The 22,704-nt window shown below is 58.9% G+C and carries 26 protein-coding genes; 12 read left to right on the top strand and 14 right to left on the bottom strand.

Going from position 1 to position 22,704, the window contains the following annotated elements; genetic code table 11:
* Positions 1–18: 18 nt before the first annotated feature.
* On the bottom strand, positions 19–327 hold the full coding sequence (locus ACN2TU_RS25475; protein ID WP_435159482.1) for a hypothetical protein: 309 nt from the start codon (positions 325–327) through the stop codon (positions 19–21).
* Between the two features lie 75 nt (positions 328–402).
* Here ACN2TU_RS25475 and ACN2TU_RS25480 point away from each other — a divergent pair, with 75 nt between their 5' ends.
* Positions 403–816, top strand: coding sequence for an ABC transporter permease subunit (locus ACN2TU_RS25480; protein ID WP_435159484.1), 414 nt, complete (start codon positions 403–405; stop codon positions 814–816).
* Between the two features lie 159 nt (positions 817–975).
* On the opposite strand, the gene ACN2TU_RS25485 is transcribed toward ACN2TU_RS25480, so the two are convergent.
* Positions 976–1,548 (bottom strand): LURP-one-related/scramblase family protein, encoded by a 573-nt coding sequence (locus tag ACN2TU_RS25485; protein WP_435159486.1) that lies wholly within the window; start codon positions 1,546–1,548, stop codon positions 976–978.
* A 103-nt stretch (positions 1,549–1,651) separates the two neighbouring features.
* Here ACN2TU_RS25485 and ddh point away from each other — a divergent pair, with 103 nt between their 5' ends.
* Positions 1,652–2,587, top strand: coding sequence for a D-2-hydroxyacid dehydrogenase (gene ddh, locus ACN2TU_RS25490; protein WP_435159488.1), 936 nt, complete (start codon positions 1,652–1,654; stop codon positions 2,585–2,587).
* A gap of 8 nt (positions 2,588–2,595) precedes the next feature.
* Here the strand turns inward: ddh and ACN2TU_RS25495 are convergent, their stop codons facing one another.
* Together ACN2TU_RS25495 and ACN2TU_RS25500 are read right to left on the bottom strand one after the other, a co-directional pair.
* Entirely contained in the window at positions 2,596–2,901 is a 306-nt protein-coding gene (locus ACN2TU_RS25495) for a DUF7344 domain-containing protein (protein ID WP_435159490.1), read from the bottom strand.
* A 79-nt stretch (positions 2,902–2,980) separates the two neighbouring features.
* The gene (locus ACN2TU_RS25500; RefSeq protein ID WP_435159492.1) at positions 2,981–3,622 is read right to left on the bottom strand and encodes a helix-turn-helix domain-containing protein; all 642 of its coding nucleotides are present in this window, start codon (positions 3,620–3,622) and stop codon (positions 2,981–2,983) included.
* Positions 3,623–3,957: 335 nt separating this feature from the next.
* Between ACN2TU_RS25500 and ACN2TU_RS25505 the strand changes: the two genes are divergently transcribed.
* From ACN2TU_RS25505 to ACN2TU_RS25520, 4 genes are all read left to right on the top strand, one after another.
* A complete protein-coding gene (locus ACN2TU_RS25505; RefSeq protein WP_435159692.1) occupies positions 3,958–5,349 on the top strand; it encodes an FAD-binding oxidoreductase in 1,392 nt (463 codons plus the stop codon).
* Between the two features lie 333 nt (positions 5,350–5,682).
* The gene (locus ACN2TU_RS25510) at positions 5,683–6,720 is read left to right on the top strand and encodes an N-acetyltransferase DgcN family protein (protein WP_435159494.1); all 1,038 of its coding nucleotides are present in this window, start codon (positions 5,683–5,685) and stop codon (positions 6,718–6,720) included.
* A 13-nt stretch (positions 6,721–6,733) separates the two neighbouring features.
* Positions 6,734–7,780: a dipeptide epimerase gene (locus tag ACN2TU_RS25515; protein ID WP_435159694.1), complete on the top strand. Its 1,047-nt coding sequence runs from the start codon at positions 6,734–6,736 to the stop codon at positions 7,778–7,780.
* A 113-nt stretch (positions 7,781–7,893) separates the two neighbouring features.
* On the top strand, positions 7,894–9,087 hold the full coding sequence (locus tag ACN2TU_RS25520) for a redox-regulated ATPase YchF (protein ID WP_435159496.1): 1,194 nt from the start codon (positions 7,894–7,896) through the stop codon (positions 9,085–9,087).
* Positions 9,088–9,416: 329 nt separating this feature from the next.
* Here ACN2TU_RS25520 and ACN2TU_RS25525 read toward each other — a convergent pair whose 3' ends face one another.
* Together ACN2TU_RS25525 and ACN2TU_RS25530 are read right to left on the bottom strand one after the other, a co-directional pair.
* The gene (locus tag ACN2TU_RS25525; protein WP_435159498.1) at positions 9,417–9,731 is read right to left on the bottom strand and encodes an ASCH domain-containing protein; all 315 of its coding nucleotides are present in this window, start codon (positions 9,729–9,731) and stop codon (positions 9,417–9,419) included.
* A gap of 81 nt (positions 9,732–9,812) precedes the next feature.
* Positions 9,813–10,178, bottom strand: a complete 366-nt coding sequence (locus tag ACN2TU_RS25530; protein WP_435159500.1) for a DUF5518 domain-containing protein — start codon at positions 10,176–10,178, stop codon at positions 9,813–9,815.
* Between the two features lie 101 nt (positions 10,179–10,279).
* Between ACN2TU_RS25530 and ACN2TU_RS25535 the strand changes: the two genes are divergently transcribed.
* Positions 10,280–11,239 (top strand): NOG1 family protein, encoded by a 960-nt coding sequence (locus tag ACN2TU_RS25535; protein WP_435159502.1) that lies wholly within the window; start codon positions 10,280–10,282, stop codon positions 11,237–11,239.
* Between the two features lie 17 nt (positions 11,240–11,256).
* Here ACN2TU_RS25535 and ACN2TU_RS25540 read toward each other — a convergent pair whose 3' ends face one another.
* Positions 11,257–11,994 carry an SIMPL domain-containing protein gene (locus tag ACN2TU_RS25540; RefSeq protein WP_435159504.1) on the bottom strand — a complete coding sequence of 246 codons (738 nt, stop codon included), beginning with the start codon at positions 11,992–11,994 and terminating at the stop codon, positions 11,257–11,259.
* Between the two features lie 34 nt (positions 11,995–12,028).
* Positions 12,029–13,357 (bottom strand): TIGR00341 family protein, encoded by a 1,329-nt coding sequence (locus ACN2TU_RS25545; protein WP_435159506.1) that lies wholly within the window; start codon positions 13,355–13,357, stop codon positions 12,029–12,031.
* Between the two features lie 88 nt (positions 13,358–13,445).
* Here ACN2TU_RS25545 and engB point away from each other — a divergent pair, with 88 nt between their 5' ends.
* Positions 13,446–14,066 (top strand): GTP-binding protein EngB, encoded by a 621-nt coding sequence (engB, locus tag ACN2TU_RS25550; RefSeq protein WP_435159507.1) that lies wholly within the window; start codon positions 13,446–13,448, stop codon positions 14,064–14,066.
* 701 nt (positions 14,067–14,767) lie between these two features.
* Here engB and hisE read toward each other — a convergent pair.
* The 4 genes from hisE to ACN2TU_RS25570 form a co-directional block, all read right to left on the bottom strand.
* Entirely contained in the window at positions 14,768–15,052 is a 285-nt protein-coding gene (hisE, locus tag ACN2TU_RS25555; RefSeq protein WP_435159508.1) for a phosphoribosyl-ATP diphosphatase, read from the bottom strand.
* Positions 15,049–15,501 (bottom strand): bifunctional nuclease family protein, encoded by a 453-nt coding sequence (locus tag ACN2TU_RS25560; protein WP_435159510.1) that lies wholly within the window; start codon positions 15,499–15,501, stop codon positions 15,049–15,051. The genes hisE and ACN2TU_RS25560 overlap by 4 nt, the downstream gene beginning before the upstream one ends.
* A gap of 63 nt (positions 15,502–15,564) precedes the next feature.
* Entirely contained in the window at positions 15,565–16,146 is a 582-nt protein-coding gene (pdxT, locus tag ACN2TU_RS25565) for a pyridoxal 5'-phosphate synthase glutaminase subunit PdxT (protein ID WP_435159512.1), read from the bottom strand.
* Between the two features lie 37 nt (positions 16,147–16,183).
* Positions 16,184–16,348: a preprotein translocase subunit Sec61beta gene (locus ACN2TU_RS25570; protein ID WP_435159513.1), complete on the bottom strand. Its 165-nt coding sequence runs from the start codon at positions 16,346–16,348 to the stop codon at positions 16,184–16,186.
* A 128-nt stretch (positions 16,349–16,476) separates the two neighbouring features.
* On the opposite strand from ACN2TU_RS25570, the gene ACN2TU_RS25575 reads away from it, so the two are divergent.
* From ACN2TU_RS25575 to trxA, 3 genes are all read left to right on the top strand, one after another.
* The gene (locus ACN2TU_RS25575) at positions 16,477–17,436 is read left to right on the top strand and encodes a phosphotransferase family protein (protein WP_435159514.1); all 960 of its coding nucleotides are present in this window, start codon (positions 16,477–16,479) and stop codon (positions 17,434–17,436) included.
* A 71-nt stretch (positions 17,437–17,507) separates the two neighbouring features.
* Entirely contained in the window at positions 17,508–18,170 is a 663-nt protein-coding gene (locus tag ACN2TU_RS25580) for an HAD family hydrolase (protein ID WP_435159517.1), read from the top strand.
* Positions 18,171–18,263: 93 nt separating this feature from the next.
* A complete protein-coding gene (gene trxA, locus ACN2TU_RS25585; RefSeq protein ID WP_266079712.1) occupies positions 18,264–18,548 on the top strand; it encodes a thioredoxin in 285 nt (94 codons plus the stop codon).
* Positions 18,549–18,607: 59 nt separating this feature from the next.
* Here the strand turns inward: trxA and npdG are convergent, their stop codons facing one another.
* Entirely contained in the window at positions 18,608–19,276 is a 669-nt protein-coding gene (gene npdG / locus ACN2TU_RS25590; RefSeq protein ID WP_435159519.1) for an NADPH-dependent F420 reductase, read from the bottom strand.
* 533 nt (positions 19,277–19,809) lie between these two features.
* Here npdG and ACN2TU_RS25595 point away from each other — a divergent pair.
* Positions 19,810–20,619 (top strand): aldo/keto reductase, encoded by an 810-nt coding sequence (locus ACN2TU_RS25595; protein WP_435159521.1) that lies wholly within the window; start codon positions 19,810–19,812, stop codon positions 20,617–20,619.
* On the opposite strand, the gene ACN2TU_RS25600 is transcribed toward ACN2TU_RS25595, so the two are convergent.
* Positions 20,620–22,590, bottom strand: coding sequence for a bacterio-opsin activator domain-containing protein (locus tag ACN2TU_RS25600; RefSeq protein ID WP_435159523.1), 1,971 nt, complete (start codon positions 22,588–22,590; stop codon positions 20,620–20,622).
* Between the last annotated feature and the right edge of the window lie 114 nt (positions 22,591–22,704).

The following is a 22,704-nucleotide window of genomic DNA, read 5'->3' on the forward strand; positions in this document are numbered from 1 at the left end:
TGTAAAAATCGGCTCGACCTACTCCGACTTCGGTTCGGTCGGTGGGGAGTCCTCCATCCGTGTCTCGTCATCGTAGAGGTGACAGGCAATCGGCCGCCCATTGACGGTTCGTGGTTCGGGATTCCGTTTCGCACAGACCGTCGAAAACGCGTCCGACAGGCGTTCCGCGGCGGCGGCGGTGAACTGCTCTTCAGCGACGAGTTCTAGCGCGTTCGAAAGCACACGCTCGTCGTTCGCCGTGTCGAGTTCTTGGGGAAGACCGTACTTCCGACGAATTTCGGCTCGAACTGCGGAATCGGTGACCGGTTTCGTGTCGTCTCCAGACACTGCTCGTTCTCGCAACCGCCCTCCCGCTGTTGGGTGTGACCACCATCAACTTCCCCGCTCATCCCCGTCGGACTGATGAAGAGCATCGTTCTCCCTGCTGGAATCTTGGGGGTGTCGCTTCTGGCTGGCCAACTGCGGCACGCGAGAGCGGAGTCGCGCGAGTATGTGTACCGCGATTTCGTCAAACTGCTTCGAGCGAAGGGGGCATCGACGCGACTCGTCGCCCGACATATCCTTCGAAACGCCGCGATTCCGCTAATTTCGCTGTTCTTTGTGGATTTCATCGGTGTCCTCATCGTGAACGTCTTCGTTCTCGAACAGGTTCTCAATATCCCGGGTATCGGGTTTGCCGGACTCATTGCGTTAGAGCAACGCGACTTGCCGCTCATCATCGGTATCGCGATGACTATCGCCGTCGCTGGTATCGCCAGTAACCTGATTCAGGATATCGCGTACATCAGCCTCGACCCCCGTGTGGAGTCGGAGTAGGTACGGAATGAGCCGTGAGCGATTTCGACCGAGCGCACGTAAGAGTCAAACCAGTCGGGTGGTTACTCCCGGTCGGGCGGCGGTGACGAAAGTTACCCCCTCCGAGCCCCTTGTGACGAGGATTTTTCCCGAGCCGCCCTTTCGAAAATCGGCACTGTACTACACGCTTTCGAGCACTGCGATAGCAACCGCGCCGGCGACGAGTGCCGACCGTGGGGTCGCCCCCGGACGTTCGATGCGAACGTCGTAGACCGTTCGTGGACTGAATCGGCCTGCAATCGTCCCGATACGCTCGCCGTTCGGCCCGCTGACCGAAAATTTCTGTGGGAAGGGAGATAGCATCTGGGACACGGTGTTCACCGCACCGACGAGTCCGCGCCGGGATGTCACTGTCGCGAGTTCCTGACCCTCCGGCCGTTCGATAGTCCAGTGGTGACGGCGAAAGCTGAGTTCCTTCGAGAGAACGAGCGTCGGCTCGTCAGCACGTTTTTCGTGGAGGACGTAACCGCCCGCAACGTCGAACGCCTGCTTCGAACTGATGCGAAAAACGATCTCGTCGTCCGCATTCCGAAACGGAAACGTCACCTTCCCTTCGGCCACGTTTCGTTCGGCGTTCAGAACACGGTTGCCGTCGGCGTCGGCTATTCGGAATTTCTGCCGAAAGAGACTTCGATCGACCGTGTAGGCCTCCGCTCCGAACGGCAGGTCACCGATGTCGTCTCGTATTGGCATCGTTCGTTGGTTCGAACAGGACGATAGTTACCCTGTTGATGACTCGCCGTGCCCATCTGCCCGCTTCCCAAGATTCATTCTGACGCCACGGCTATCCCCGTGCATGCAAATTTCCCATCTCGGAATTCACGAGTCGGTCGGTGCCGTCTTCCCACCCGAGCAGTTACGCGAGGCGCTTTCGTCCATCGACCCGCGAGTCGTTATTGTGGGCGATACCCCGGCGGAAATCGAGGACTGTGATGCGGTGGTCACGTTCGCCCACCGTGACTCGTTCCTCGGTTCGGGTCTGAAGTGGGTACATGCGATTACGGCCGGATACGACCGATTCTCGCTCGACGCCTTCGCGGATTCGAGAATCGTCTTGACGAACAGCACGGGAATTCACGGCACCAGCGTCGGAGAAACCGCACTCGGGATGATGCTCTCCCTTTCGCGCCGACTGCATGCCTTTTCGCGCCAACAAACCGACCGCGACTGGAACCGTCCCGACTGGAACGAACCATTCACGCTCCACCACGAACCGCTCTGTGTTGTCGGGCTCGGCACGCTGGGACAGGGAATCGCGAAACGCGCCGACGCGATTGGAATGCACGTCACGGGGGTTCGGCGGACTGCCAAACCCGTGCCACACGTTCGCGAGGTGTACACGAATAACGACTTGCACGAGGCGATTTCGGACGCTCGATTCGTCGCGCTGGCGACGCCCCTCACCGACGCGACGGAAGGGTTGATGGGTGCCGAGGAGTTTGCGACCATGCGCGAGGATGCGTATTTTGTCAACGTCGCCCGTGGCAACTGCGCCGACGAGGAAGCACTGATTTCAGCCCTCGATAACGCCGAAATCGCCGGAGCTGCCCTGGACGTGTTCGAGGAGGAACCGCTTCCGGAAGAGTCACGGCTGTGGGAGATGGACGACGTGGTCGTGACACCCCACGCCGCCGCTGCGGAGCGCGATTACTACGACCATATCGCAGAGCTGGTTCGGGAGAATGTCCAACATATCGACGCCGACGAGGAAATCACGAACCGCGTCGTGTGACCGGTTCGTCAGACTAAGTCGCCGGGTAGTTCGTCATTGTGATCGTCCAACAGTTCTAACACCGGTAGAATTTCGTCGAACCGAGGCCCCTTCTCGATTTTTTCGTCCGACTCAAACGCGATAAATCCAGCATCAGCCAATTTGGGGAGATGAACGTGCTGTTGCAGGATGCGATGCCGTTCTTCGGTGTTGGAGGACTGTGATGAAACTACTTGGGGGTTGTGCTCAAGGAGGGAAAATAACAGCTGTCGCCGTTGAATATCGGACAACACGTCGAAGATCGTGTCGGCGTTCGCGGACTCGATATAGGACATTGATATGGAATAACGCCCAGGCAAACCAAAGTCAGTCTTTTGTACACACAACATGCTTTATATTGTCTACTGTCGCCGATCACTTCGAATCGATCGAAACATTCGCTATGAGTCTGCGTGTACCGCGCTGAATCCGGGAACCGAGGGCCTGCTGAGACATCCCAAGCTCATCGGCGATTTCAGTGAGTGTTGCGTTGCGAGGTGAATCGAAGTACCCACGCTCGTATGCCAAAAGCAGCGCTTCCTGTTGTGTCTCGGTCAGTTTCTGCTTTGATTCCGTTTGAACCATTGCGTGAACCGCAGCGATTTCGATTCGAATCCCGTTTTCGTCGCAGTACTGTTTGAATCTGGACATGCTATCCGCATCGTCGCCTCGGACTTCGAATTCCCAGCCATCTTCGGTTCCGGTTGCTGTGAGGAGTACGATATTCGATTCGACGAGCCCTGCCAAGATGCCTGCGTGTTCCTGAACCCACTCGCATTTCATGAGATACTGTGTTTCGAAACTATCGACAACCTCGATATTTTTCACTCCCGGATGGTTCGAGAACTGTGCCACGATGTCGGAGACGTCTATACCATCAACCCAGAAGTACGGTATCACTCCGTCCGCCTTCGGGACGACCCGTTCCAGTTCGACTGTTACTTCCGAAAAGCCAGTGAAGATGGTTCCCAACGGGAATCTATCCGCACTCACATTGAACTCGACGATAGTGGACATGGCAATCCACTACGCGAGGAACGCCAATGAAGCGATTGGGCAATGACTATCGCGGCGTGAAGGGCGTAATGACGTACGAAGGGGACGATCTACTGAACGGTCGATGCATTCTACACGGTACTGGCGAGTGGTAGATGATTGTTCTACTGCACCACCGTATCTCCATATCGACATGCACTCGGGCTGATTACTGTGGATTTCGGGAGTATATTCGACAGTGATTGTAATTTGGTAACATCTAACACTGATCGTATAGTAGAATGACTAGCGCTCGCTGTGGCGGTGAATCGAACATGAAGGCCGTAGAGGCGGGCGCGACAGACGGGGGGAACACAATGGCAACGACAGCAAAAGACGTTGACGAAACGACCATCGAACGATTTCGGGAGAGTTTTCGGGGGGATCTGATTCGGCCCGACGACTCGGAGTACGACGACGCGCGCACGATTTATAACGCGATGATAGACAAACACCCCGGACTCATCGTCCAGTGTGCAAACGTCGCCGACGTGGTTGCGGCGGTCAATTTCGCCCGCGAGAACGACTTCGAGACCGCGATACGAAGCGGGGGCCACAGCGGTCCCGGCCTGTCGCTGGTGGACGACGGACTGGTCATCGACCTCACCGAAATGACGGGCATTCACGTTGACCCCGACGCGGAAACCGTGCGCGTCGAACCGGGTTGTACGTGGGGTGACGTAGACCACGCCACACACGCGTTCGGTCTAGCAACGGTTAGCGGCGTCATCTCTACAACGGGCGTCAGTGGCCTGACGCTCGGCGGCGGTCACGGCTACTTGACCAGGAAATATGGCTTGACCATCGACAACCTGCGCAGCGCGGATGTCGTGCTGGCCGATGGACGACTTGTTCATGCGAGCGAGGACGAAAACGCCGATTTATTCTGGGCGCTTCGCGGCGGCGGCGGCAATTTCGGCATCGTCGTCTCGTTCGAATACGAGTTACATCCCGTGGACACGGTGGTCGCCGGGCCACTGTTCTGGCCACTCGACGAACTCGAAACCACGATGCGCTGGTATCGTGAGTGGCTACCGCGAGCGCCGAGGGACGTGTACGCATTCTATCTTGTCGCCGAGGTGCCGGGTGAACCCTTCCCCGAGGAAATCCACGGCGAGAAGGTCTGTGGACTGATGTGGTGCTGTCTGGGATCCAAAGACCAAACCGAGGAAATGCTCCAAACGGCGCGAGACGTCGCGGAACCGCTGTTCGAACACGTCGGAGAGATGCCGTATCCGGCACTGCAGAGCATGTTCGACGACCTCTACCCACCGGGCGACCAGTGGTACTGGAAGGGGGACTACGTGCGCGAGTTGACCGACGACGCCATCGAGGTGCACGAGCGCCACGCCGAAGTGCCGACCCCACAATCGACGATGCACCTCTATCCAATTAACGGGGCCGTCCACGAAGTCGCACCGAACGAAACTGCGTGGAACGTTCGTGACGCCAACTGGTCGATGGTCATCGTGGGAGTCGACCCCGACCCTGCGAACGACGGAAAACTCACCAAATGGGCGCGCGACTACTGGCACGAACTCCACCCGCACACGGTCGGCGGTTCGTACATCAACTTCATGATGGAAGAAGGTGAAGACCGGATTCAAGCAAGCTACGGCGACAACTACGAGCGGTTGCGGGAAGTCAAGGCGAAGTACGACCCCGACAACTTCTTCCACGTGAACCAGAATATCGAACCCGCCGATTGAATCTTTGACCGGTTTTGTTTTCTGACTCCTTCGTACCGCTTTCGTACCGCAATGCAGGAAGTGACTGGTTTGTTCCGTTTCCGCTAGCTACTGCCTGCACTACCTCTGCAAGAATATCAGGTGCTATCTCCTGGCCTCGTCTGGAGTTGGGTTGCTAAATATCGAGCGTCCCTCGGCGTTCGGTGCGGTCATCCGGAACGAAGGAATGGCGACCCCGGCAAACGCGTATTTGCTGTTCAGAGTAACGTTTCAGTTAGAAAATCACAACCAAGCGTCGCCTACCCTTCCATGAAAGGGTGCAAAACTTTCATCGGCTGTACGCCTGTGTAGCACATGAACCTACGGAACACCTTCGACGCCCCTGCTTCTGCGATTATTCTCGCGGAGGGTGCGTTCGGAACCATGGACGGGAAGACGGCAAACGGGGTCGTCATGCACAGCGAACTGTTCGACGCACGGGCGGTCATCGATTCGACCCACGCCGGGGAGGATGCGGGTGACGTTCTGGGTCGGTCGGACGTTGACGACGTTCCAATCGTCGCCTCCACGGGGGAGGCCATCGAACGCGCTCCGGACGCCGAAGTACTCGTCATCGGCGTCGCACCCGCGGGCGGCGCACTGCCGGACGAATGGGTCGCCGACATCGAGGAGGCCATTCGCGGCGGATTGGATGTCGTCTCCGGCCTCCACGTTTTTCTTTCGGAGCAGCCCTCGTGGCAGTCGCTTGCGGACGAACACGACGCTCGACTCTTCGACGTACGAAAACCGCCGGAAGAGGATGACCTTCGAGTCGGCGACGGAAAAGTGGACGAAGCGGACACACCGGTCGTGCTAACCGTCGGAACCGATTGTGCGGTTGGCAAACGAACAACGACCTTCGAACTCTATCGCGCCGCAGAACGCGCCGGACTGAACGCGGGGTGGGTCGCGACCGGACAAACGGGAATCATGGTCGGTGCACATCGCGGCGTCGTCATCGACCGCGTGCCCGCCGACTTTACCGCCGGAGTGGTCGAAGACCTCGTTGCTGCCGTCGCGGACGACCACGATATCGTCTTCGTGGAGGGACAGGCCGCGCTCACCCATCGTGCGTATTCCGGCGTCACCCTCTCGCTCCTCCACGGCGCATGGCCGGACGCCGTGGTGCTAGTCGATGACCCCGACCGCGAGCACCGAACCCATTTCGAGCAGTGGATCGTTGCGGGTGTCGAGGCGGAAATCGACCTCGTCACCGAACTCTCGGATGCGACGGTCGCGGGCGTTTCGACGTGGGCCGACCCCGAGGAGGCCGACTATCCCGTTCCCGCCGCGAACGTCTACGACGAAGACGGTCCGGACGACCTCCTCGACGCTGTTCGGGAGGCACTGTAAGATGCGCGGTGAGATGAGCGTCGAGCAGATGTCCGTCTCGTCCCTCGATTTGCCGCTCCGCGAACCGTTCGAAATCTCGCTCGGGACACAGCATAACGCGAACAACCTGCTCGTAACGGTCGAAACCGAAAACGCGATTGGTTACGGCGAAGGCTCGCCACTCACGCCAGTTACGGGGGAAACACAGGAGGCGGCGCTCGCGACCGCTCGTGCCGCCGTCGAACTGCTGGAAGGGCGGAATCTCGCCGACTACCGGAACCTCGTTTCGGACGTTCGTTCGACGTTTCCGGGGATGGTTTCGGCGCTGTTCGCGGTGGAAACCGCGATTCTGGACGCCTACTGCCGGGAGCGCGAAATGCCGCTTTCCGAACTGTTCGGGGGGTCGCCCGAACCGGTGACGACCGACCTCACGATTCCGATTCTGTCCCCCGAGGAGGCGAACGACCGCGCAACTCGCGCCGTCGAAGAGGGATTCGACCATCTGAAGGTAAAAACAGGAACGACCCTCGAGAAGGACGTTGCACGCGTTGAAGCCGTTCATGAGGGCGCGCCGAATGCAGAACTTGCGGTCGATGCGAACCAGGGCTGGACGCCGAAGGAGACCGTCCAGTTCGCCAACGAACTCCAATCGAGAGGCATCGACTGCTCGCTCATCGAGCAACCGGTTCCGGCGGATGACGTGAAAGGCCTTGCTCGTGCCCGGAACGCGGTCTCGATTCCGGTGGCCGCGGACGAAGCGGTGTTCACGCCGGCGGACGCGATTCGCGTGGTTCGTGAGGATGCCGCGGACGTACTCAACGTGAAACTCGGCAAATCCGGCCCCCTGGCGGCGCAGGACATCGCGTCCATCGCAAGGGCCGCGAACGTCGAACTGATGGTCGGATGCATGCTCGAAAGCGCGATTGGAATTCATACAAGTGCGCATCTCGTCGCCGGAATCGGGTCGTTCTCGCACATCGATTTGGACGGGAATCAGTTGCTTGCCGAAGACGTGATTCCGACTACGCGAGGGTCGGAGATTTCGATTGACGGGCCGGGACACGGAATCACACCCGAGTAGCTGACATTGCCTCCATTCGTATTTTCATCCTGTTTCCGCGCCACTCGGTACCATTCGACAGACGTGTCAACGTTTGAAAACTCCTTTACCCACGGATTGCCCAATCCGGCCTAATGAGTTATAAAATCGGACTCGTCGGGAAGCCCTCGGTGGGCAAATCGACGTTTTTCAACGCCGCGACGATGAACGATGTACCGGAGGGTGCGTATCCCTTCACGACAATCGACCCCTCTGTCGGCGAAGCGTACGTTCGCGTGGACTGCGCCGCACCCGAATTCGACGAATCGTGTACGCCGAGCGTCGGATTCTGTGAGGAAGGAACGCGTTACGTCCCGACGAAACTGGTGGATGTGGCGGGACTGATTCCCGGTGCCCACGAAGGGAAGGGCCTCGGCAACCAATTTTTGACCGACTTGAACGAGGCCGACGTGTTGGTTCACGTCGTGGACTTTTCGGGCCAGACCGACATCGAGGGCGAACCCACTGAGGGCCACGACCCACGCGAGGACATCGCGTTCCTCGAAAACGAACTCGACATGTGGTATCTCGAAATCCTCGAAAAGGGTATCGAGCGCTACCGGTCGGGCTACGACGGCGACGAGAAACACATCGAAATCGACCTCGCCGAGCAGATGTCGGCGTTCAAAACGAACAAGGACGAAATCAAGCAAATCATCCTCTCGCTCGGTCTCGACTTAGACCCCGACGAGTGGGACGAAAACGACCGCGAAGACCTCGCCTGCGAAATCCGAAAGCGAACCAAGCCGATGGTCATCGCGGCGAACAAGATGGACACGCCCGAAGCGCAGGAAAACTACGACGACATCACCTCCGACTCGGAGTACGACCACCTCACCATCGTCCCGGCCAGTGCGCACGCCGAGAAAGCACTGAAAAACGCGGCGGAACAGGGCGTCATCGACTACGACGCTGGCGACGAGGACTTCGAAATCATGTGCGACGTGAGCGAGGAACAGGAAGAAGGACTTTCCCAGATTCGGGAGTTCGTCACCGAATTCGGCGGCACGGGCGTCCAGAAAGCCATCGAAGCCGCGCTGTTCGACGAGCTGAACCTGATGGCCATCTTCCCCGGTTCGGCCAACGGCAGCGCCAGCGAGAAGGGCGTCTTCCGTGACTGCTTCCTCCTTCCCGGTGGGGCAACTGCGGAGGACTTCGCCTACCACCTGCACAGCGACATCGGCGACGGGTTCTTGCACGGCATCGACTGTCGCAGTAAGCGCCAGATCGGTTCGAGTACGGAGTTAAACCACCGCTCCGTCGTCGAAATCGTTTCGACAAATCAGTAGACGGCGATATTGGGTTTTCTGTATTTGCTGCTTTGAGATTCTACAACAGGTATTTCTGGCAGTTACTCGTGTTTGTTCGAAGGATTTCTTTTGGAGGTACTCTGTGGACAATTGCCGTCTCCAATAAAACCGCCTCCGCACCGCCTGCTCGCGGCGTTGCCGCTCGCCATCGGGGTCGCGGAGCGAACGAGCACCCGGACGAGATTCGTTCGTCCGGAATGGGAGAGGATGAGGCGCGGAATGTTTGGAGTCGGCAATAGCCCGCACTATCCCAAAACAACAGTTCTCACAAGCATCCTCACTGCTTCCAATACGAACTCTCTACTGTTCTATTCCACCTGTTCGAATCGATGCCGATAGACGGTTGCATCGTCGTCCCACTCGAAATGGTCGTGGGCGTGATTCAGGCGCTGTCGGTACTCCTCCAAGTTCGCCGAGCCTTCGGCTTGAGCGTCCTCGTCAGTCAAATCGCCCAACTTGCGTTCAGTCACTTCGACCACTTCGAACGTCTCGCCGTCGATGTCGAACGTGTCGCCCTCGTCGGCGTATTGGTCGCCACGGTGCAACTGCGAGACGCGCCCGGATGCGACTGCTTGTTGGATATGCTCAGCGGGAAGAATCGTGTCGGCGTCGATTTCGGCCATGTCGATACTTCGGTCTGCGGGCAAAAAACAACTCGCCTTTCAACAGACCGTTCCGACAGCGCAATCGTTTCGTCCCGTGATTCAGCTTTTGAGCAGCGAGCCAACCGCCCCGCCGATCGCGCTGTCGAGTGCCATGATGAACGCGACGACGAGGGCGGCGAGGAAGATGCCGATGCCGCCGAACAGCGAACCGACGGGACCGCCCGCCAGTCCCCCGATGATGGTGCCGCCGAGACCTAAGAAAATGGCGATGACGATTCCTCCGAGCGACCCCGCGAGCAGGCCATGCCAGAACCCGCGACCCAAGCTACCGCCTGCGACGTAGCCCGCCGCGAATCCGCCGATGAGTCCGGCCCCGATGTGACCGATTCCGGGGACAGCGAACGCGACAATGCCCGCGATAACCGAGACCACGAACCCGACGAAAACTGCGTACCAATCAGTCATGACGTATCCAATAAGCGTCGAGCGAGCAAAAGCCTCCCGCCGAAATCGGGTCGAACGACGCTATGGACGCCCTTTTAAGGAGTGAGTTCATACAGATGACCATGATTTTCGAGACCCTGCCGACGACGCCCACGTCGGAGGAACTCATCGACAAGGCATTCTCGCGGGCGGCACGGGCAGGCCGGGCAAAGAGCGGTATTCAAGCCCAGCAGTCCATGCTCCAGACCGCCTCGAACGTCCTTTCGGACAACCTGCAGAACGTCGTCACCGAATGGCCCGACTTCCGCGATGTAGACCCCTTCTACTACGAAATCGCGGACGCTGTCGTCGAGGTAGACGAGATTCGAAAGAGCTTGTCGGAGATCCAGTGGGCCTCCAGAAAGACGAAAGAAATCGGACGCGACTATCAAGGCAAACTCCGCGGCGACACCGACTACGCCCGAAAAGTTCGTAAACAGGGATTCGCCCGCCTTGCGGACATCGTCGAAGAGGTCGAAGACGACTTGCATCGCGTCGGCGAAGCACGGAACGACCTCCGCAAACTGCCCGACATCAATCCCGACGACCCGACCGTGGTCGTCGCAGGATATCCCAACGTCGGGAAATCCTCGTTCGTCAACGACGTAACTCGCGCACGGAACGAAATCGCAAAATATCCCTTCACGACGAAGGGCGTGCACGTCGGCCACTTCGAGCGCGACCACATCCGGTATCAAATCGTGGACACGCCAGGGCTACTCGACCGACCCGAAGACGAACGAAACGCCATCGAGTCACAGGCAGTGTCGGCGCTCACGCACGTCGCCGACTGCATCCTGTTCGTGGTCGATGCGAGCGCCTACTGTGGCTACCCGCTTGACGCCCAACTCGAACTGCGCGATTCCGTCGAAGCGCAGTTCGGCGACGTGCCGGTGCTCACGGTTTGCAACAAGTCCGACCTCTCGACCGACGTGGAGACCGACCTGTACATGAGTATCGAGGAGGGTGACAACGTCACGGAAACGCTCGACGCCGCTGTCGAAGCCATCGGCTACGAACCCGAACTGCCGTTCGACGGCTGATCTGGAAGATACGACAGCTACTCGGATTCCTCCTGCGCCTCGTACGTGACCACGACCTGAACCGAAACCGTCACCGGCCCGGATTCGACCGCCGTCGTTGCCCCAGCATCCGCAACCGTGGTCGCCTGCGCTTCTACTGGCACGAACGACTGTTCGACGCTCGAGACGTTTTGCACACCGACAACGGACAGATTTTCCGCACCCGCAATCGTTTCCGCATCGGCGCGTGCGGATTGCATCGCCTCCCTGAGCGCGTTCGCACGGAGTTCCTCGCTCCGTGCGTCGGACACGGTGAATTCGACGCCGCCGACTTCGTTCGCGCCGTTTCGTACCGCCGTGTCGATGATTTGCCCGGCGCGCTCCGTGTCGTTTATCGTGATTTCGAACGCGTGAATCCCGCGAAATCCGGCCGGTTCCCCGTCCTCGTCTCGGTCTTGTGTGATGTCGAACGAAACGGTTCGAATCCGGTCGTCACTGACGCTCACGTTACGGAGTGCGCCCTGCATTCGTGAGGAGTTCTGTGCGAGTCGCTCCCGAACCGTCTCGGCGTCGGCCGCCGATTGAACGACCGCGACCCGCAAAATCGCCTGATTCGGTTCTGCCTCGACTTCGCCAACCGACGAAACCCGAATCATCGTCATCCCGTTGGTCGTGTTCGCGTCGTTCCCTGTCTGTGTCGCACCACCGGTAGTTCCCCATCCAGCCGATCCGAGTAGGATAGCAACCCCCAGCACTGCGATGAGTGCGCGTCGCATGGCGAACGAGATACGACAGCGGAAACCAAATAGTTCAGGCGGAGGTTTCGGCTATTTCCACGTACCGAACCTGAATCGTGACATCACGTCCGGTCTTGCGTTCGATTCGGTTATGCAGGCGAGTCGGAAGGTTCGGATAACGTTCTCCCTGCGGCCGACCGACCGTTACGATAACCCGACTTGGTTCCCGAAACGGGAGATTGCTGGCGTAGGAATCCCTTCCAAGCGGGAAGGACTGTTGATACTGTGCTTGCATGTTCAACTGTTCTGCCTGCTCGAATTGGGGTTCGCGGAACAGCTGTGTCACCGCCGTATCCGCCCCCTCTTCGAACTGCGCGCCCTGATACGTGGAGTACGTCACTCCACCGAGAAAGAGCGATAGAACGGCGAGAGCGAAGACGAGAACGCCGACTCGACGAACCGTCTCCTCCCGCGACCGCTCAAGCTTGAACCAGCTTCGCGGTTGATAGCCCATATACTGGAGCGTCGCAATCGCCGAGAGGTTGATGGACAGCACGTTCACCAACACGAGGACGCCAGCGCCGAGCGCGACCATCGGTTCCCTCCACGCGATACCGATGCCGACTGCGGCCGCGGGCGGGATGAGCGCCGCCGCAATCATGACGCCGACAAGTGCGACTGAGACACCCGCTGCGAGGCTAACGATGCCCGCTGCGCCAGCACCGAGGGCGACGATGAGGGAGAGGAAATCAGGGGATAGTCGCCCGCTAATCTGTGAAATCGAGACGATATCGGTGTTTGGCGGGAAGAGGAAGAGGTTCCGAACGAGCAGGGCGAACAGGGTCGAACTGGCAATCGCAGTGACGACACCGAGCAGCTGGAGTTTGACCCCGCGGCGAAACAGGTCGCGCTCATTGAGGACGGTTCCGACACCCGCACCGAGTGCCGGGCCGACCAGCGGGGCGATGACCATCGACCCGACGACGACGGCGGGCGAGTCGAGCAACAGTCCCGCCGTTGCGACGACCGCACTCACCACGGTCATGAAGACGAACGTTTGGAGACGTGGCGACATTTCTCGTGCCTGTGTGAGGATTTCGTCGCGGGCGATTCGGTCGCCGCCGTTCTCGGCGTCGTATCGCTTCGCCAACTGCTCGAACTGCCGGGAGGTGTCCGTTTCGGCGTCGATGATAACCGTGTGCGCCTCGTCGCTCAACCCCGCGTCGTGAAGTTTGTCGATGATGGGCTGCACGGCGTTTGGCGGGAGCGGAAAGGTGGCGATCGCAGTGTACTTGCGCCCGCTCGTTTCGTCGGTGAGAAAGAAGTCGATTCCCTCGGCTTCGAGCGTCCGCACGACCGCCTCGCGCTCGCCCGTCGGGATAGAAACCTGTAGGAGTCGCATAGTCCCCGATGAGGTTCGCAGATTGATATAATCGCTGGCTCCGCCGTGAAAACACGTCGGTTAAATCCCGTCGGGGAGAACGGTCGGTATGTTCGACAACCGACCCAACCGGAGCGCCGAAATCGTCTTCGTCGGGCGCTCGAACGTCGGAAAGTCCACCCTGATGCGCGAACTGACGGGCCACAAGTTCGAGACCGGCGGCAAACCCGGGGTCACCCGCCAGCCAAACCACTTCGACTGGGCTAGCGAAGATTTCATGCTCACCGACCTGCCGGGGTTCGGGTTCATGTCCGGCGTCGGGGAAGAGTACAGAGAGCAGATCAAGACCGACATCGTCCACTACATCGAGGACAACGCCGACCAAATCCTTCTCGGCGTCCTCGTCGTGGACGGCAAGAGCGTCATCGACATCATCGATCGCCACTCCGGCGAGGACGAAATCCCACACGACGTGGAGATGTTCTACTTCCTCCAAGACGTGGGAATTCCGGTCGTCGTCGCCGTGAACAAGATGGACAAGGTGGATGACAAAGACGACCGCCTGAACGACCTCTGTGACCGCCTGGGACTGCACCCGCCATGGAAGCAGTGGCAGGACACCATCGCACCCATCACCGCCAAACGTGGTAGCATTGATTCGTTGAACGAATCGGTGAAGGAGCATCTGCACGACCAGAAGCGCGACGATTTGCTCAAATTCTTCTCGTAACGACAGGCGGTTTGGAGGGGTTGTTTTTCGTTGGCTGTTCTCGGGCACTGGCCGGTTTGGCTACTCGATGAGATATAAAGATACGTGTGAGGAATAGGTGCTAACTATTGGGAATCGGTTGACTCTCCGCCACAGTTGATACAGCATTGCGAGCGATTGCCGACTGTAATGAAACCGCTACGGAATAACGACTGAGCTATTCAAAGTCGGGATGGAATGTCGCTAGTTAGTGCCGACTCCAATGAAAATCGCCACCACAACCGCTGTTTTCCTGTTCCTCCCCGCCAGCGTAGGGTTGCATTCGCGCCTCACTAGTGTTCGTCGCTCATGCGAACGCGCTGGCGCAACCCTGCGACTGCGTAATCAAGCGATGTGGCGCGCGCTGGCACAGGCCCGAGGCGTTCACCGCCGAGGGCCTGTGGTGAAGCCGCGCGAGGTCTTCCATAAACGAGATGAAAGAATGGCTCGTCAGCGCGTGCTCTGACGGTGGACGACCGCAGGGAGTCGGTTGGGGAAGGTGTGGCATGCGAGGTCGCGAATCGACCTCGATGGCGAGCGGCAACGCCCCGAGCAGGCGGTGTGGAGGCGGTGGCGGTTTGTTTGGAGTCGGGTATTGCCTCCTGAAAACCACCTTTTCAGCATCACACAGACTCTAAAGCCCTTCTTCATCTTATTTCCGGAAAAGTATAGCAACGAAATCGCTATCGCCGCTCTGAAAGCTCAGCCCGTAAATCCGCCAAATCCATGTCTTTCATGGCTAACAACACCAACAGATGATAGACGATATCAGCGCTCTCGTGGGCGATCTCTTCGTGGTCGTCGTCCTTCGCGGCGAGGACGAGTTCCGTGGTTTCCTCGCCGAGTTTTTCGAGGACGGCGTTTTGGCCCTTTTCGTGCGTGAACAGCGATGCGGTGTAGGAGTCCTCGGGGAGGGTCTCCTTCCGTTCCTCGATAACGGCGAAGAGGTCGTCCAGTACGTCACTCATGATCCGATCTGGGCGACTTCCCGGATATCCTGCAAATCGTCGAACTGTTCGCGTTCTTGGTGGCCGTGTTGGAACACCTCGTCGGCGACTTCGATGGGTGCGTTGGTTCGGGACGCGAGCGCCAACGAGTCGCTCGGACGGGCGTCGATAGTCTCGTGACCTCGTGGGGTCTGGATGTGGAGATCGGCGATGTAGGTGTTGTCTTCGAGTTTGCTGACCACGACGCGTTCGACGCGTCCGCCGAGTTCTTCCATCACGTCGAGCAACAGGTCGTGGGTCAGGGGTCGCCCGATATCCTCCGCTTCCATCCCTCGGGCGATGCTGATACCCTCCTCGAATCGAATGAAAATAGGGAGTACGTCGTCGCCATCGTCCGGCGCGAGCACGACGACCGGGAGTGGCCCCTCGCCAGTCGCGGCGACGCGCACCGCATCGATTGAAACGTCCATGGCCAAACCGAAGCGGTCCAGCGCCAAAAACTCTTGCTCACAGCCCCCCCGAAACGGACACCATCAGTCGCGGAAGAACGCGAGACCGTGAATCCGATTGTCCGGCGTCAGTTCCGGATGAAACGACGTGCCGACGACGGGGCCGTCCTGCACCGCAACGGGTCTGCCGTCCCACTCCGCGAGCACCTCGGCATCGTCCACTTCGCCGATAAGTGGTGCCCGAATGAACACGGCGGGGAAGGGGTTGTCTAGTCCCGTCACGTCGAGTGGTGCCTCGAAACTGTCCTTCTGGCGACCGAAGGCGTTGCGTTCGACGGTTACGTCCAGCAAGCCGAGGTTTTCGACGCGGTCGTCGCCGGCGTCCTCGGCAGCAACGATGAGACCTGCGCAGGTAGCGAGCACCGGTTTTCCGGCATCGACGTGCGCCTGAATTTCGGGGGCGATGCCTTCCGACTGGAGCAGGCGGGAAATGGCGGTCGATTCGCCGCCGGGCATACAGAGCAGGTCGCAATCCGGCACGACACCCGACTGACGGATTTCGGTGACTTCGGCCGTCTCGCCGTGGGCGGTGGCGGCCTGCCGAATCGCGTCGGCATGCTCGCTCACGTCGCCCTGCACGGCGATAACGCCAGCGTTGAGACTCATAGCGGACGTTGGAAGCACGTCGGGAAAAGGGACTCGTTTATAATGCGACGACGTTCAGCACCATGATGAGGACGCCAAAGAGGACGCCGAACGTGACGATCGTTTTGGGGTCGAGACGAATCGCGTTCCGGTCTTCCGCGTCGAAATAGCGCACGAGTCCGGCGCTGGACATCAGTCCACCGGAGTTCTGACCACTGCTCATGGTTGGGCATCCGACAGCGTACAGGGTAAACCTTTCGCAACGAGCGTGGTTTTCGCGATACATGTGATTCGGTCGTGGTATTCGAACGGCACCGAAATTCCCTTAGCGTATCGACATGATGGCTACCTATGGAAGAGCAAATCGCGTCGGTGCTCGAACGTGCGTTCCCCGAACGCGATGTTGCCGAAGTAAAGCCCTCCGGCCCATCGTGGAATGACCAGAATCGCACGGTCGGTATCGATTTCGCTGATGGGAAGACGATATATCTGAAGCTGTCGAACGACGGAGATAGTTCCCGAATCGCCTGCGAACGGGCAGTAATCGACTACGTTGGCGCGAACTGTTCGGTATCCGTTCCGACGGTACTCGCGAGCGACACCGACGGTGAGGTTCCGTATCTCGCCACCGCGCCGGTGTCGGGGTCGAACCTCATCCACCCGTGGTCGGATGCGAGTATAACCCAGCGTGCTACGCTTGCCCGGTGGGTCGGGAAATCATTGGCGAGCGTCCATTCGCTTCGCTTCAAGAATCACGGTCACATCGTCGGTGGCAACGGCGACAGTCTCGAACTCGAAACGGGGCCGTGGACGGACGTGCTCATCGACACAATTGGCCATATGAGAACCTTGGCGTCATCCGACCGCTTCGACCACTATTTCGACGATGTGGTTTCTGCCGTGGAAACGAATCGAGAACTGTTGGACGACGCGTCCGCCGCACTCCTCCACGGCGACCTTGCCCAACCGAACTGTTTCGTCACCGAAGACAAAATCGGTTTTCTCGACTGGGAAATCGCGCACGTCGGCGACCCTGTTCGGGACATCTACCGGGCACAGAACCTCCAGTTCGGCTCGCTTCGCGCTGACGCTCCTGAAGAAATAGTTTCAGCGTTCTACGACGGCTATCGTGAAAGAGCAGGTGAATTCCAACAGGGATTCCAGACCCGTCGCCCGATATATGCGGCAGTTCGGTTTCTCGCTCACTTAGGTGTCTACGACAAATGGGCTGACTTCCTCGACGAGCCGCGCGAAGAGCTCGCGGACTGGATGGAAACGGAGATGGAGAGACGGCTCGATGAAATCACTTGATGCAGTCCCACATCACCAACAAACAATATTTGGAGCAAAAACGAATCAAATATCGTGTGAATTGACACAAGATGACCAACTACGACACAGTCCTCTTCGACAACGATGGCGTCCTCGTCGAACCCCCCGCGTACGAAACGCAAGCAGAAGCCACACGGCGGGCGTTCGAGGCAGTGGGTGTCGATGAGGCCGACCAGCAGCACATCGATGCTGTCATCCACGGCGTGACCGTCGATGGCCTCCGCGAAATCTGTACGGCGTACGACATCGGCGCGACCGCGTTCTGGGGTGCGCGTGAGCATCACGACGAACAGTCCCAACTGAACGCGTTCGAAACGGGCGTTCGGGACTGCTACGACGACGTTTCAGCCGTCGCGAAGCTCTCACAGGCTCGTGGTCTCGTGAGCAACAACCACCACAGCACCATCGAGTACGTGCTGGATTTCTTCGAACTCGACTCGTTGTTCGACACCGTCTACGGCCGTTCGAAAACCATCGAAAGCCTGCGTCTGAAGAAGCCGAACTCCCATTATCTCGACCGAGCCCTCACCGACCTCGACGCCGACTCGGCGCTCTACGTCGGTGACAGCGAAAGCGACGTGGTCGCGGCCCACCGTGCGGGAATGGATTCGGTGTTCGTCCGCCGAGCGCACTGTCGCGACGTAACGCTCCCCGTTTCCCCGACGTACGAAGTGCAGAATCTCCACGGTGTCGTGGAGATACTGGACGGGTGAACTGATACGATGCGCACCTGTCGTCGGTACGATTAGTGAAACAATCGGCAGAGTCGGCAGAGTGAGAAACCCTTATGCACGCGGCGGCAGAATCTGGACAGAGAAAGTATGACCGTGAAGCTACTCGACTTTTACGCAGATTGGTGTGGCCCGTGCAAGACGCAAGACCCCATTCTCGACGATTTGCAAGAGGACTGGGGAGACGATGTCGAGTTCGAGAAGGTGGATGTGGACGAACACCAGGACGTTGCCAACGAGTACCAAGTGCGCTCGATTCCGACCATCGTCATCGAAGACGACGACGGTGTCGTCGAGCGATTCGTCGGCGTCACCCAGCGTGACGACTTGGAGCGCGTCCTCGAAGAAGCAGGCGCATAAGGCAACGAAAATTCGTTTTTCAACCGATTCGGTTACCCCTATCCTCGTGAGCGCCCGCACTACTCGAACGTGACACCCACGTCGTGCAGTCCGTCGTTGTTGACCGCGAGGTTGATGAGCAGCGGCGTCATGCTTTCGACTTCCGCGCTGTTGGCGAGCCCACCGGCGTCGAGCGCGCGAAGCCCTTCGATTCCGTCTGCGAGCAGTCGAACCGTCTCCTTTGCGTCCTCGTCGTCACCCACGAGAAGCGTGTCCTGTGAGAGTTCGGCTTCGAGGTCGGCGAGTCGCCCCGCCGACAGCCCGTGGAACGCGCCGACCACTGGAATTCCGTCGGGTGCCGTTTCCGCGACGAGTTCCGTCACGCTCCCCGCTTTCGGTGGTTTGTAGTGGATTCCGTTCTCGTCGCGGTCCATCCCCACGGCGGGCGTCACGAGCACGTCCACATCGTCCAATCGGTCGGCCACCGATTCGACCGTATCGCGGACGTGGAAGGGTGGGACGGCGAGGACGACAATGTCCGCACGCTCGGCGGCCATCTCGTTGGCGAAGCCGTTGATGGAGCGCGAGACGCCCATGCTGTCGAGTTCGGTTTCGTACTCGTTGGCCATCGTGCGGGCTTTCTCCGGGTCGCGCGAGCCGATGACGACCTCGTGGTCGGTGTCGAACGCCCAGCGGAGCGCGAGTCCCTGTCCGATGTCGCCAGTCCCGCCCAAAAGTGCGATTCGCATACCCGGAGTGTCTGTTGGTATCGGGTTAAGTACTGCGAAAAGGATGTTCTTGTGGTAGAATTGTGGCGTGTATTTCGTTGAGATTCTTGATGGAGGGATATTGCCTGATCGCAAAGAAGTGGCCTTGTCTTGGGGTAAGAGCTGATACCGACTCCAATGAGACCGCACCCGCCCACATCCTCTCCAACCGACTGCGTTTCTCACTCACTTCGTTCGCTCCGATACTCATCCCTCGCGCGGGCGAACCTTGCTGGTTCGCCATCGCGCGCCACGTAGATTGACTACCCAGCCGAACGGTTGTGTGCTGGCGGTGCCGGTGCGAATGCGGTCTCATTGGAGTCGGCAGTTGCTAAAAGCAAGATGTCTCCGATTTGAGTTGTTTACCACTCGCCACGGTGACTGTATGAGTGCAGTCGATTACAGCTGGCAACATAGCACGTTCCGATTCCGACTTCAAGCTACTGGTTTCGAACCCTGCCGGAATTTCCGCCGCCACAACCGCTTTCTTGTCCCTACCCGTTGCTATGAACACGATGTCATACGACGGTAGCGACGGCATTCCGAAACTCGGACTCGGAACGTGGCAGAACACGGATGAAGAGCAATGCGCAAACAGCGTTAAATACGCCCTCGACCTCGGCTACGAACATATCGACACCGCTCAAGCCTACAGCAACGAGGAGTACGTCGGCGAGGGTATTGCGGTGTCGTCCGTCGACCGCGAGGATTTCTTCCTCGCCACGAAGGTCTGGTTAGACAATTTAGAACACGATGACGTGCTCGAAACCACCGAAGCGAGCCTCGACAAACTCGGCACGGACTACGTCGACCTGCTCTACGTCCACTGGCCCGCCCGCGAGTACGACGCCGAGGAAACCCTCGCGGCCTTCGACCAACTGTACGACGAGGGCAAAATCGAACACGTCGGCGTGAGCAACTTCGAACCCGAACATCTGGATATCGCACAGGAAATCCTCGATGCCCCCGTCTTCGCTAACCAGGTCGAGATGCACCCTCTGCTTCAGCAGGAGGAACTCCACGCCTACGCGAAAGAGAACGACATCCAACTCGTCGCCTATTCACCGCTCGCCCGCGGCGAAGTGTTCGACGTTCCCGAACTGAACGATATCGCCGAGAAACACGGCGTCAGCGAAGCACAGGTCAGCCTCGCGTGGCTCATGCAAAAGGAGAACGTCGCCGCCATTCCGAAAGCAACCGGCGAAGACCACATCGAGGACAACTTCGCCGCACTCGACCTCGAACTTGACGACGAGGACGTGGCGAAAATCGATGATATCGACCAAAAGAGCAGGGAAGTCGACCCGGACTTCGCCCCGTGGTAGTCACTCCGAGAAAAACGCGGTGAGCAACTTCTTTTCGGCTTTCCGAAGGTGCTGATGGAGCGTCGCCGACGAGACGCCGAGCGCATCGGCAACGTCTTCTGCAGTGCTCGCACGCGGCCAATCGAAGTACCCCGCCATGTACGCTGCCTGAAGGACAGCTAGCTGGCGCTCAGTGAGGTCGCCTTCGAGTTCGGCCCGAAGTTCATCGACCGTTCTGGCGGGTCGCTCGCGTTCGTGCTTTCCGGCCAGTTCGGACGCTGGAAACGCCTTTTTGAACGGCTCGACGAGACTTCGGATGTCCGTGTCCGCGGGCACTTCGGTGACGATTCGCGCTGTTCCATCCTCCGCGACTGCCTCGGTCACCGATGCGCCCTGTTCGGCCAGCGTGAGTACCGGCGAAGCCTTTGCTATTGACACCTCGAACAGCGTCTCTTCGACCGGCCGAATCCGTCGAATCGCGTCCGATTTCTTCGCGCGTTCGAGTACGTCTTCCGTCGGGACTCCCTCGATACGGGTGTATTCGAGAAGCGTTCCATCCTTGCCCGGGATCACCTCTTCGAGCGTGCAGGTTGCGCCGAACTCCTTCGACAGGGTGATGAAAAATGACGTCTCGTCCGTCACCCTGAAATCCAGTTCGACGACTCGGTCCGCAAAGAGCAGTCGTTTGCTCTCCACGGCATCGATGACGAATCCGACGAGTTCGCCGAGGGCTTCGAATCCGTCCGCCTCGCGCTCGCTAAACGCATTCGTGCGGGCTGCATAGGCGACGAGGACGCCGTAGATGGTCGGGCCGTGTGAAAGCGGCACCGCGATTCCAGATCGAATCGTGTTGTTGGCGATCGTTCGTTGTATCGACTTCGGAAATCGGTCATCGGTTTCGATGTCGTTGATAACCGTCAGTTCCCCGGTGCGGAGCACTTCGCTGGCCGGGCGTTCCCACTCGCCCTCCTCGTCCCGCGTCTTGAACAACTCATGTGCGCCATCGTCGATTCCGGCTTCCGTCCTGACGTCGACGCCGCCCGTCTTTCCATCCCGTTCGCCAATCCACGCGAAATGGTAGAGGTCGGAGTCGGCGAGGTGAGTACAGACGGTTCGTTCGACTTCTTCGCGCGTCGCCGCCGACACGAGTGCCCAGACGAGTTCTCGAATGACGACGTTGATGCGGTTTAGCGTTTTCAACTCGTCGCGCTGCTTGCGGAGTGTTTGCTCCCGGTTTCGTCGCTCGGTCACGTCACGAACGACTCCCACGATGGTTTCCGCTTCGTCCTTCTGTAAGTAGGTAAATCGTGTTTCAGTTGGAAGCAGAGTTCCGTCCTTTTTCACGAATTCGGATTCCAGCGATGCGACATCTCGCTCGCCGTTTGCGATTTCGAGTGCTAACTGCTCGCCCCGTCTGAAACCCTCCTCGGTACTGTGCACTGACGCATGCAGGCCGAGCAGTTGGTCTCGGTCGTAGCCAGTCATCTCCACGAACGCGTCGTTGACCGCGGTGTAACGAAGGTCGGCGTCCAAAACGAACACGCCATCGTTGATGGTTTCAAACAGCGTTTCGTACTGTTGGAGTTCGTTTTCGCGTCGCTTTTGCTCGGAGATGTTCCGGGCCATTCCTGATATCCCAACGATAGCTCCGGCGTCGTCTTTGATGGGCGACCAGCTGAACTCGTGCGGAATCCGTCGACCGTCTTTCGTGAGCAGGGACGATTCGACGGTTCCCGTCTCGCCGCGTTCGAGCACTGTTCGGGTCACGTTTTCTATCACCGGTCGCTCATCTTCCGGGACGAACTCGTATGCATGCATCTCGCCGATTTCGTCATCTCCGTACCCCGTCCGCATCGCCAACTGCTCGTTCCAACGCCGGAGTCGTCGATCGTGGTCGATGGCATACAATAAGCAGGGGAGGGTATCGCAGAGGTCACTCTCGAACCAATCATTGCTTGGCGCTGACGACCCCTCGTGTTTCGGTTTGCCCATCGATCTCTCGTTACCGACGATAGATAGCAATTCGATAAGAGTATTGTGGTGCTATCACATGTCACCGCCGTCGAGTCCTGTGAATCTGACGTATCGAATGACACCGCAACTGAT

The organism is Haladaptatus marinus, assembly GCF_051194195.1.

Excerpts from the sequence above, each read along its gene's own strand:
- ACN2TU_RS25485 (WP_435159486.1), bottom strand. The coding sequence starts at position 1,548 with ATGCCAATACGAGACGACATCGGTGACCTGCCGTTCGGAGCGGAGGCC.
- npdG (WP_435159519.1), bottom strand. The coding sequence starts at position 19,276 with ATGCGAATCGCACTTTTGGGCGGGACTGGCGACATCGGACAGGGACTC.
- engB (WP_435159507.1), top strand. The coding sequence starts at position 13,446 with ATGTTCGACAACCGACCCAACCGGAGCGCCGAAATCGTCTTCGTCGGG.
- ACN2TU_RS25545 (WP_435159506.1), bottom strand. The coding sequence starts at position 13,357 with ATGCGACTCCTACAGGTTTCTATCCCGACGGGCGAGCGCGAGGCGGTC.
- ACN2TU_RS25540 (WP_435159504.1), bottom strand. The coding sequence starts at position 11,994 with ATGCGACGCGCACTCATCGCAGTGCTGGGGGTTGCTATCCTACTCGGA.
- ACN2TU_RS25515 (WP_435159694.1), top strand. The coding sequence starts at position 6,734 with ATGAGCGTCGAGCAGATGTCCGTCTCGTCCCTCGATTTGCCGCTCCGC.
- ACN2TU_RS25480 (WP_435159484.1), top strand. The coding sequence starts at position 403 with ATGAAGAGCATCGTTCTCCCTGCTGGAATCTTGGGGGTGTCGCTTCTG.
- hisE (WP_435159508.1), bottom strand. The coding sequence starts at position 15,052 with ATGAGTGACGTACTGGACGACCTCTTCGCCGTTATCGAGGAACGGAAG.
- ACN2TU_RS25520 (WP_435159496.1), top strand. The coding sequence starts at position 7,894 with ATGAGTTATAAAATCGGACTCGTCGGGAAGCCCTCGGTGGGCAAATCG.
- ACN2TU_RS25560 (WP_435159510.1), bottom strand. The coding sequence starts at position 15,501 with ATGGACGTTTCAATCGATGCGGTGCGCGTCGCCGCGACTGGCGAGGGG.
- ACN2TU_RS25510 (WP_435159494.1), top strand. The coding sequence starts at position 5,683 with ATGAACCTACGGAACACCTTCGACGCCCCTGCTTCTGCGATTATTCTC.
- ACN2TU_RS25570 (WP_435159513.1), bottom strand. The coding sequence starts at position 16,348 with ATGAGCAGTGGTCAGAACTCCGGTGGACTGATGTCCAGCGCCGGACTC.
- ACN2TU_RS25495 (WP_435159490.1), bottom strand. The coding sequence starts at position 2,901 with ATGTCCTATATCGAGTCCGCGAACGCCGACACGATCTTCGACGTGTTG.
- ACN2TU_RS25575 (WP_435159514.1), top strand. The coding sequence starts at position 16,477 with ATGGAAGAGCAAATCGCGTCGGTGCTCGAACGTGCGTTCCCCGAACGC.
- ddh (WP_435159488.1), top strand. The coding sequence starts at position 1,652 with ATGCAAATTTCCCATCTCGGAATTCACGAGTCGGTCGGTGCCGTCTTC.
- pdxT (WP_435159512.1), bottom strand. The coding sequence starts at position 16,146 with ATGAGTCTCAACGCTGGCGTTATCGCCGTGCAGGGCGACGTGAGCGAG.
- ACN2TU_RS25600 (WP_435159523.1), bottom strand. The coding sequence starts at position 22,590 with ATGGGCAAACCGAAACACGAGGGGTCGTCAGCGCCAAGCAATGATTGG.
- ACN2TU_RS25500 (WP_435159492.1), bottom strand. The coding sequence starts at position 3,622 with ATGTCCACTATCGTCGAGTTCAATGTGAGTGCGGATAGATTCCCGTTG.
- ACN2TU_RS25535 (WP_435159502.1), top strand. The coding sequence starts at position 10,280 with ATGATTTTCGAGACCCTGCCGACGACGCCCACGTCGGAGGAACTCATC.
- ACN2TU_RS25505 (WP_435159692.1), top strand. The coding sequence starts at position 3,958 with ATGGCAACGACAGCAAAAGACGTTGACGAAACGACCATCGAACGATTT.
- ACN2TU_RS25595 (WP_435159521.1), top strand. The coding sequence starts at position 19,810 with ATGTCATACGACGGTAGCGACGGCATTCCGAAACTCGGACTCGGAACG.
- ACN2TU_RS25580 (WP_435159517.1), top strand. The coding sequence starts at position 17,508 with ATGACCAACTACGACACAGTCCTCTTCGACAACGATGGCGTCCTCGTC.
- ACN2TU_RS25525 (WP_435159498.1), bottom strand. The coding sequence starts at position 9,731 with ATGGCCGAAATCGACGCCGACACGATTCTTCCCGCTGAGCATATCCAA.
- ACN2TU_RS25530 (WP_435159500.1), bottom strand. The coding sequence starts at position 10,178 with ATGACTGATTGGTACGCAGTTTTCGTCGGGTTCGTGGTCTCGGTTATC.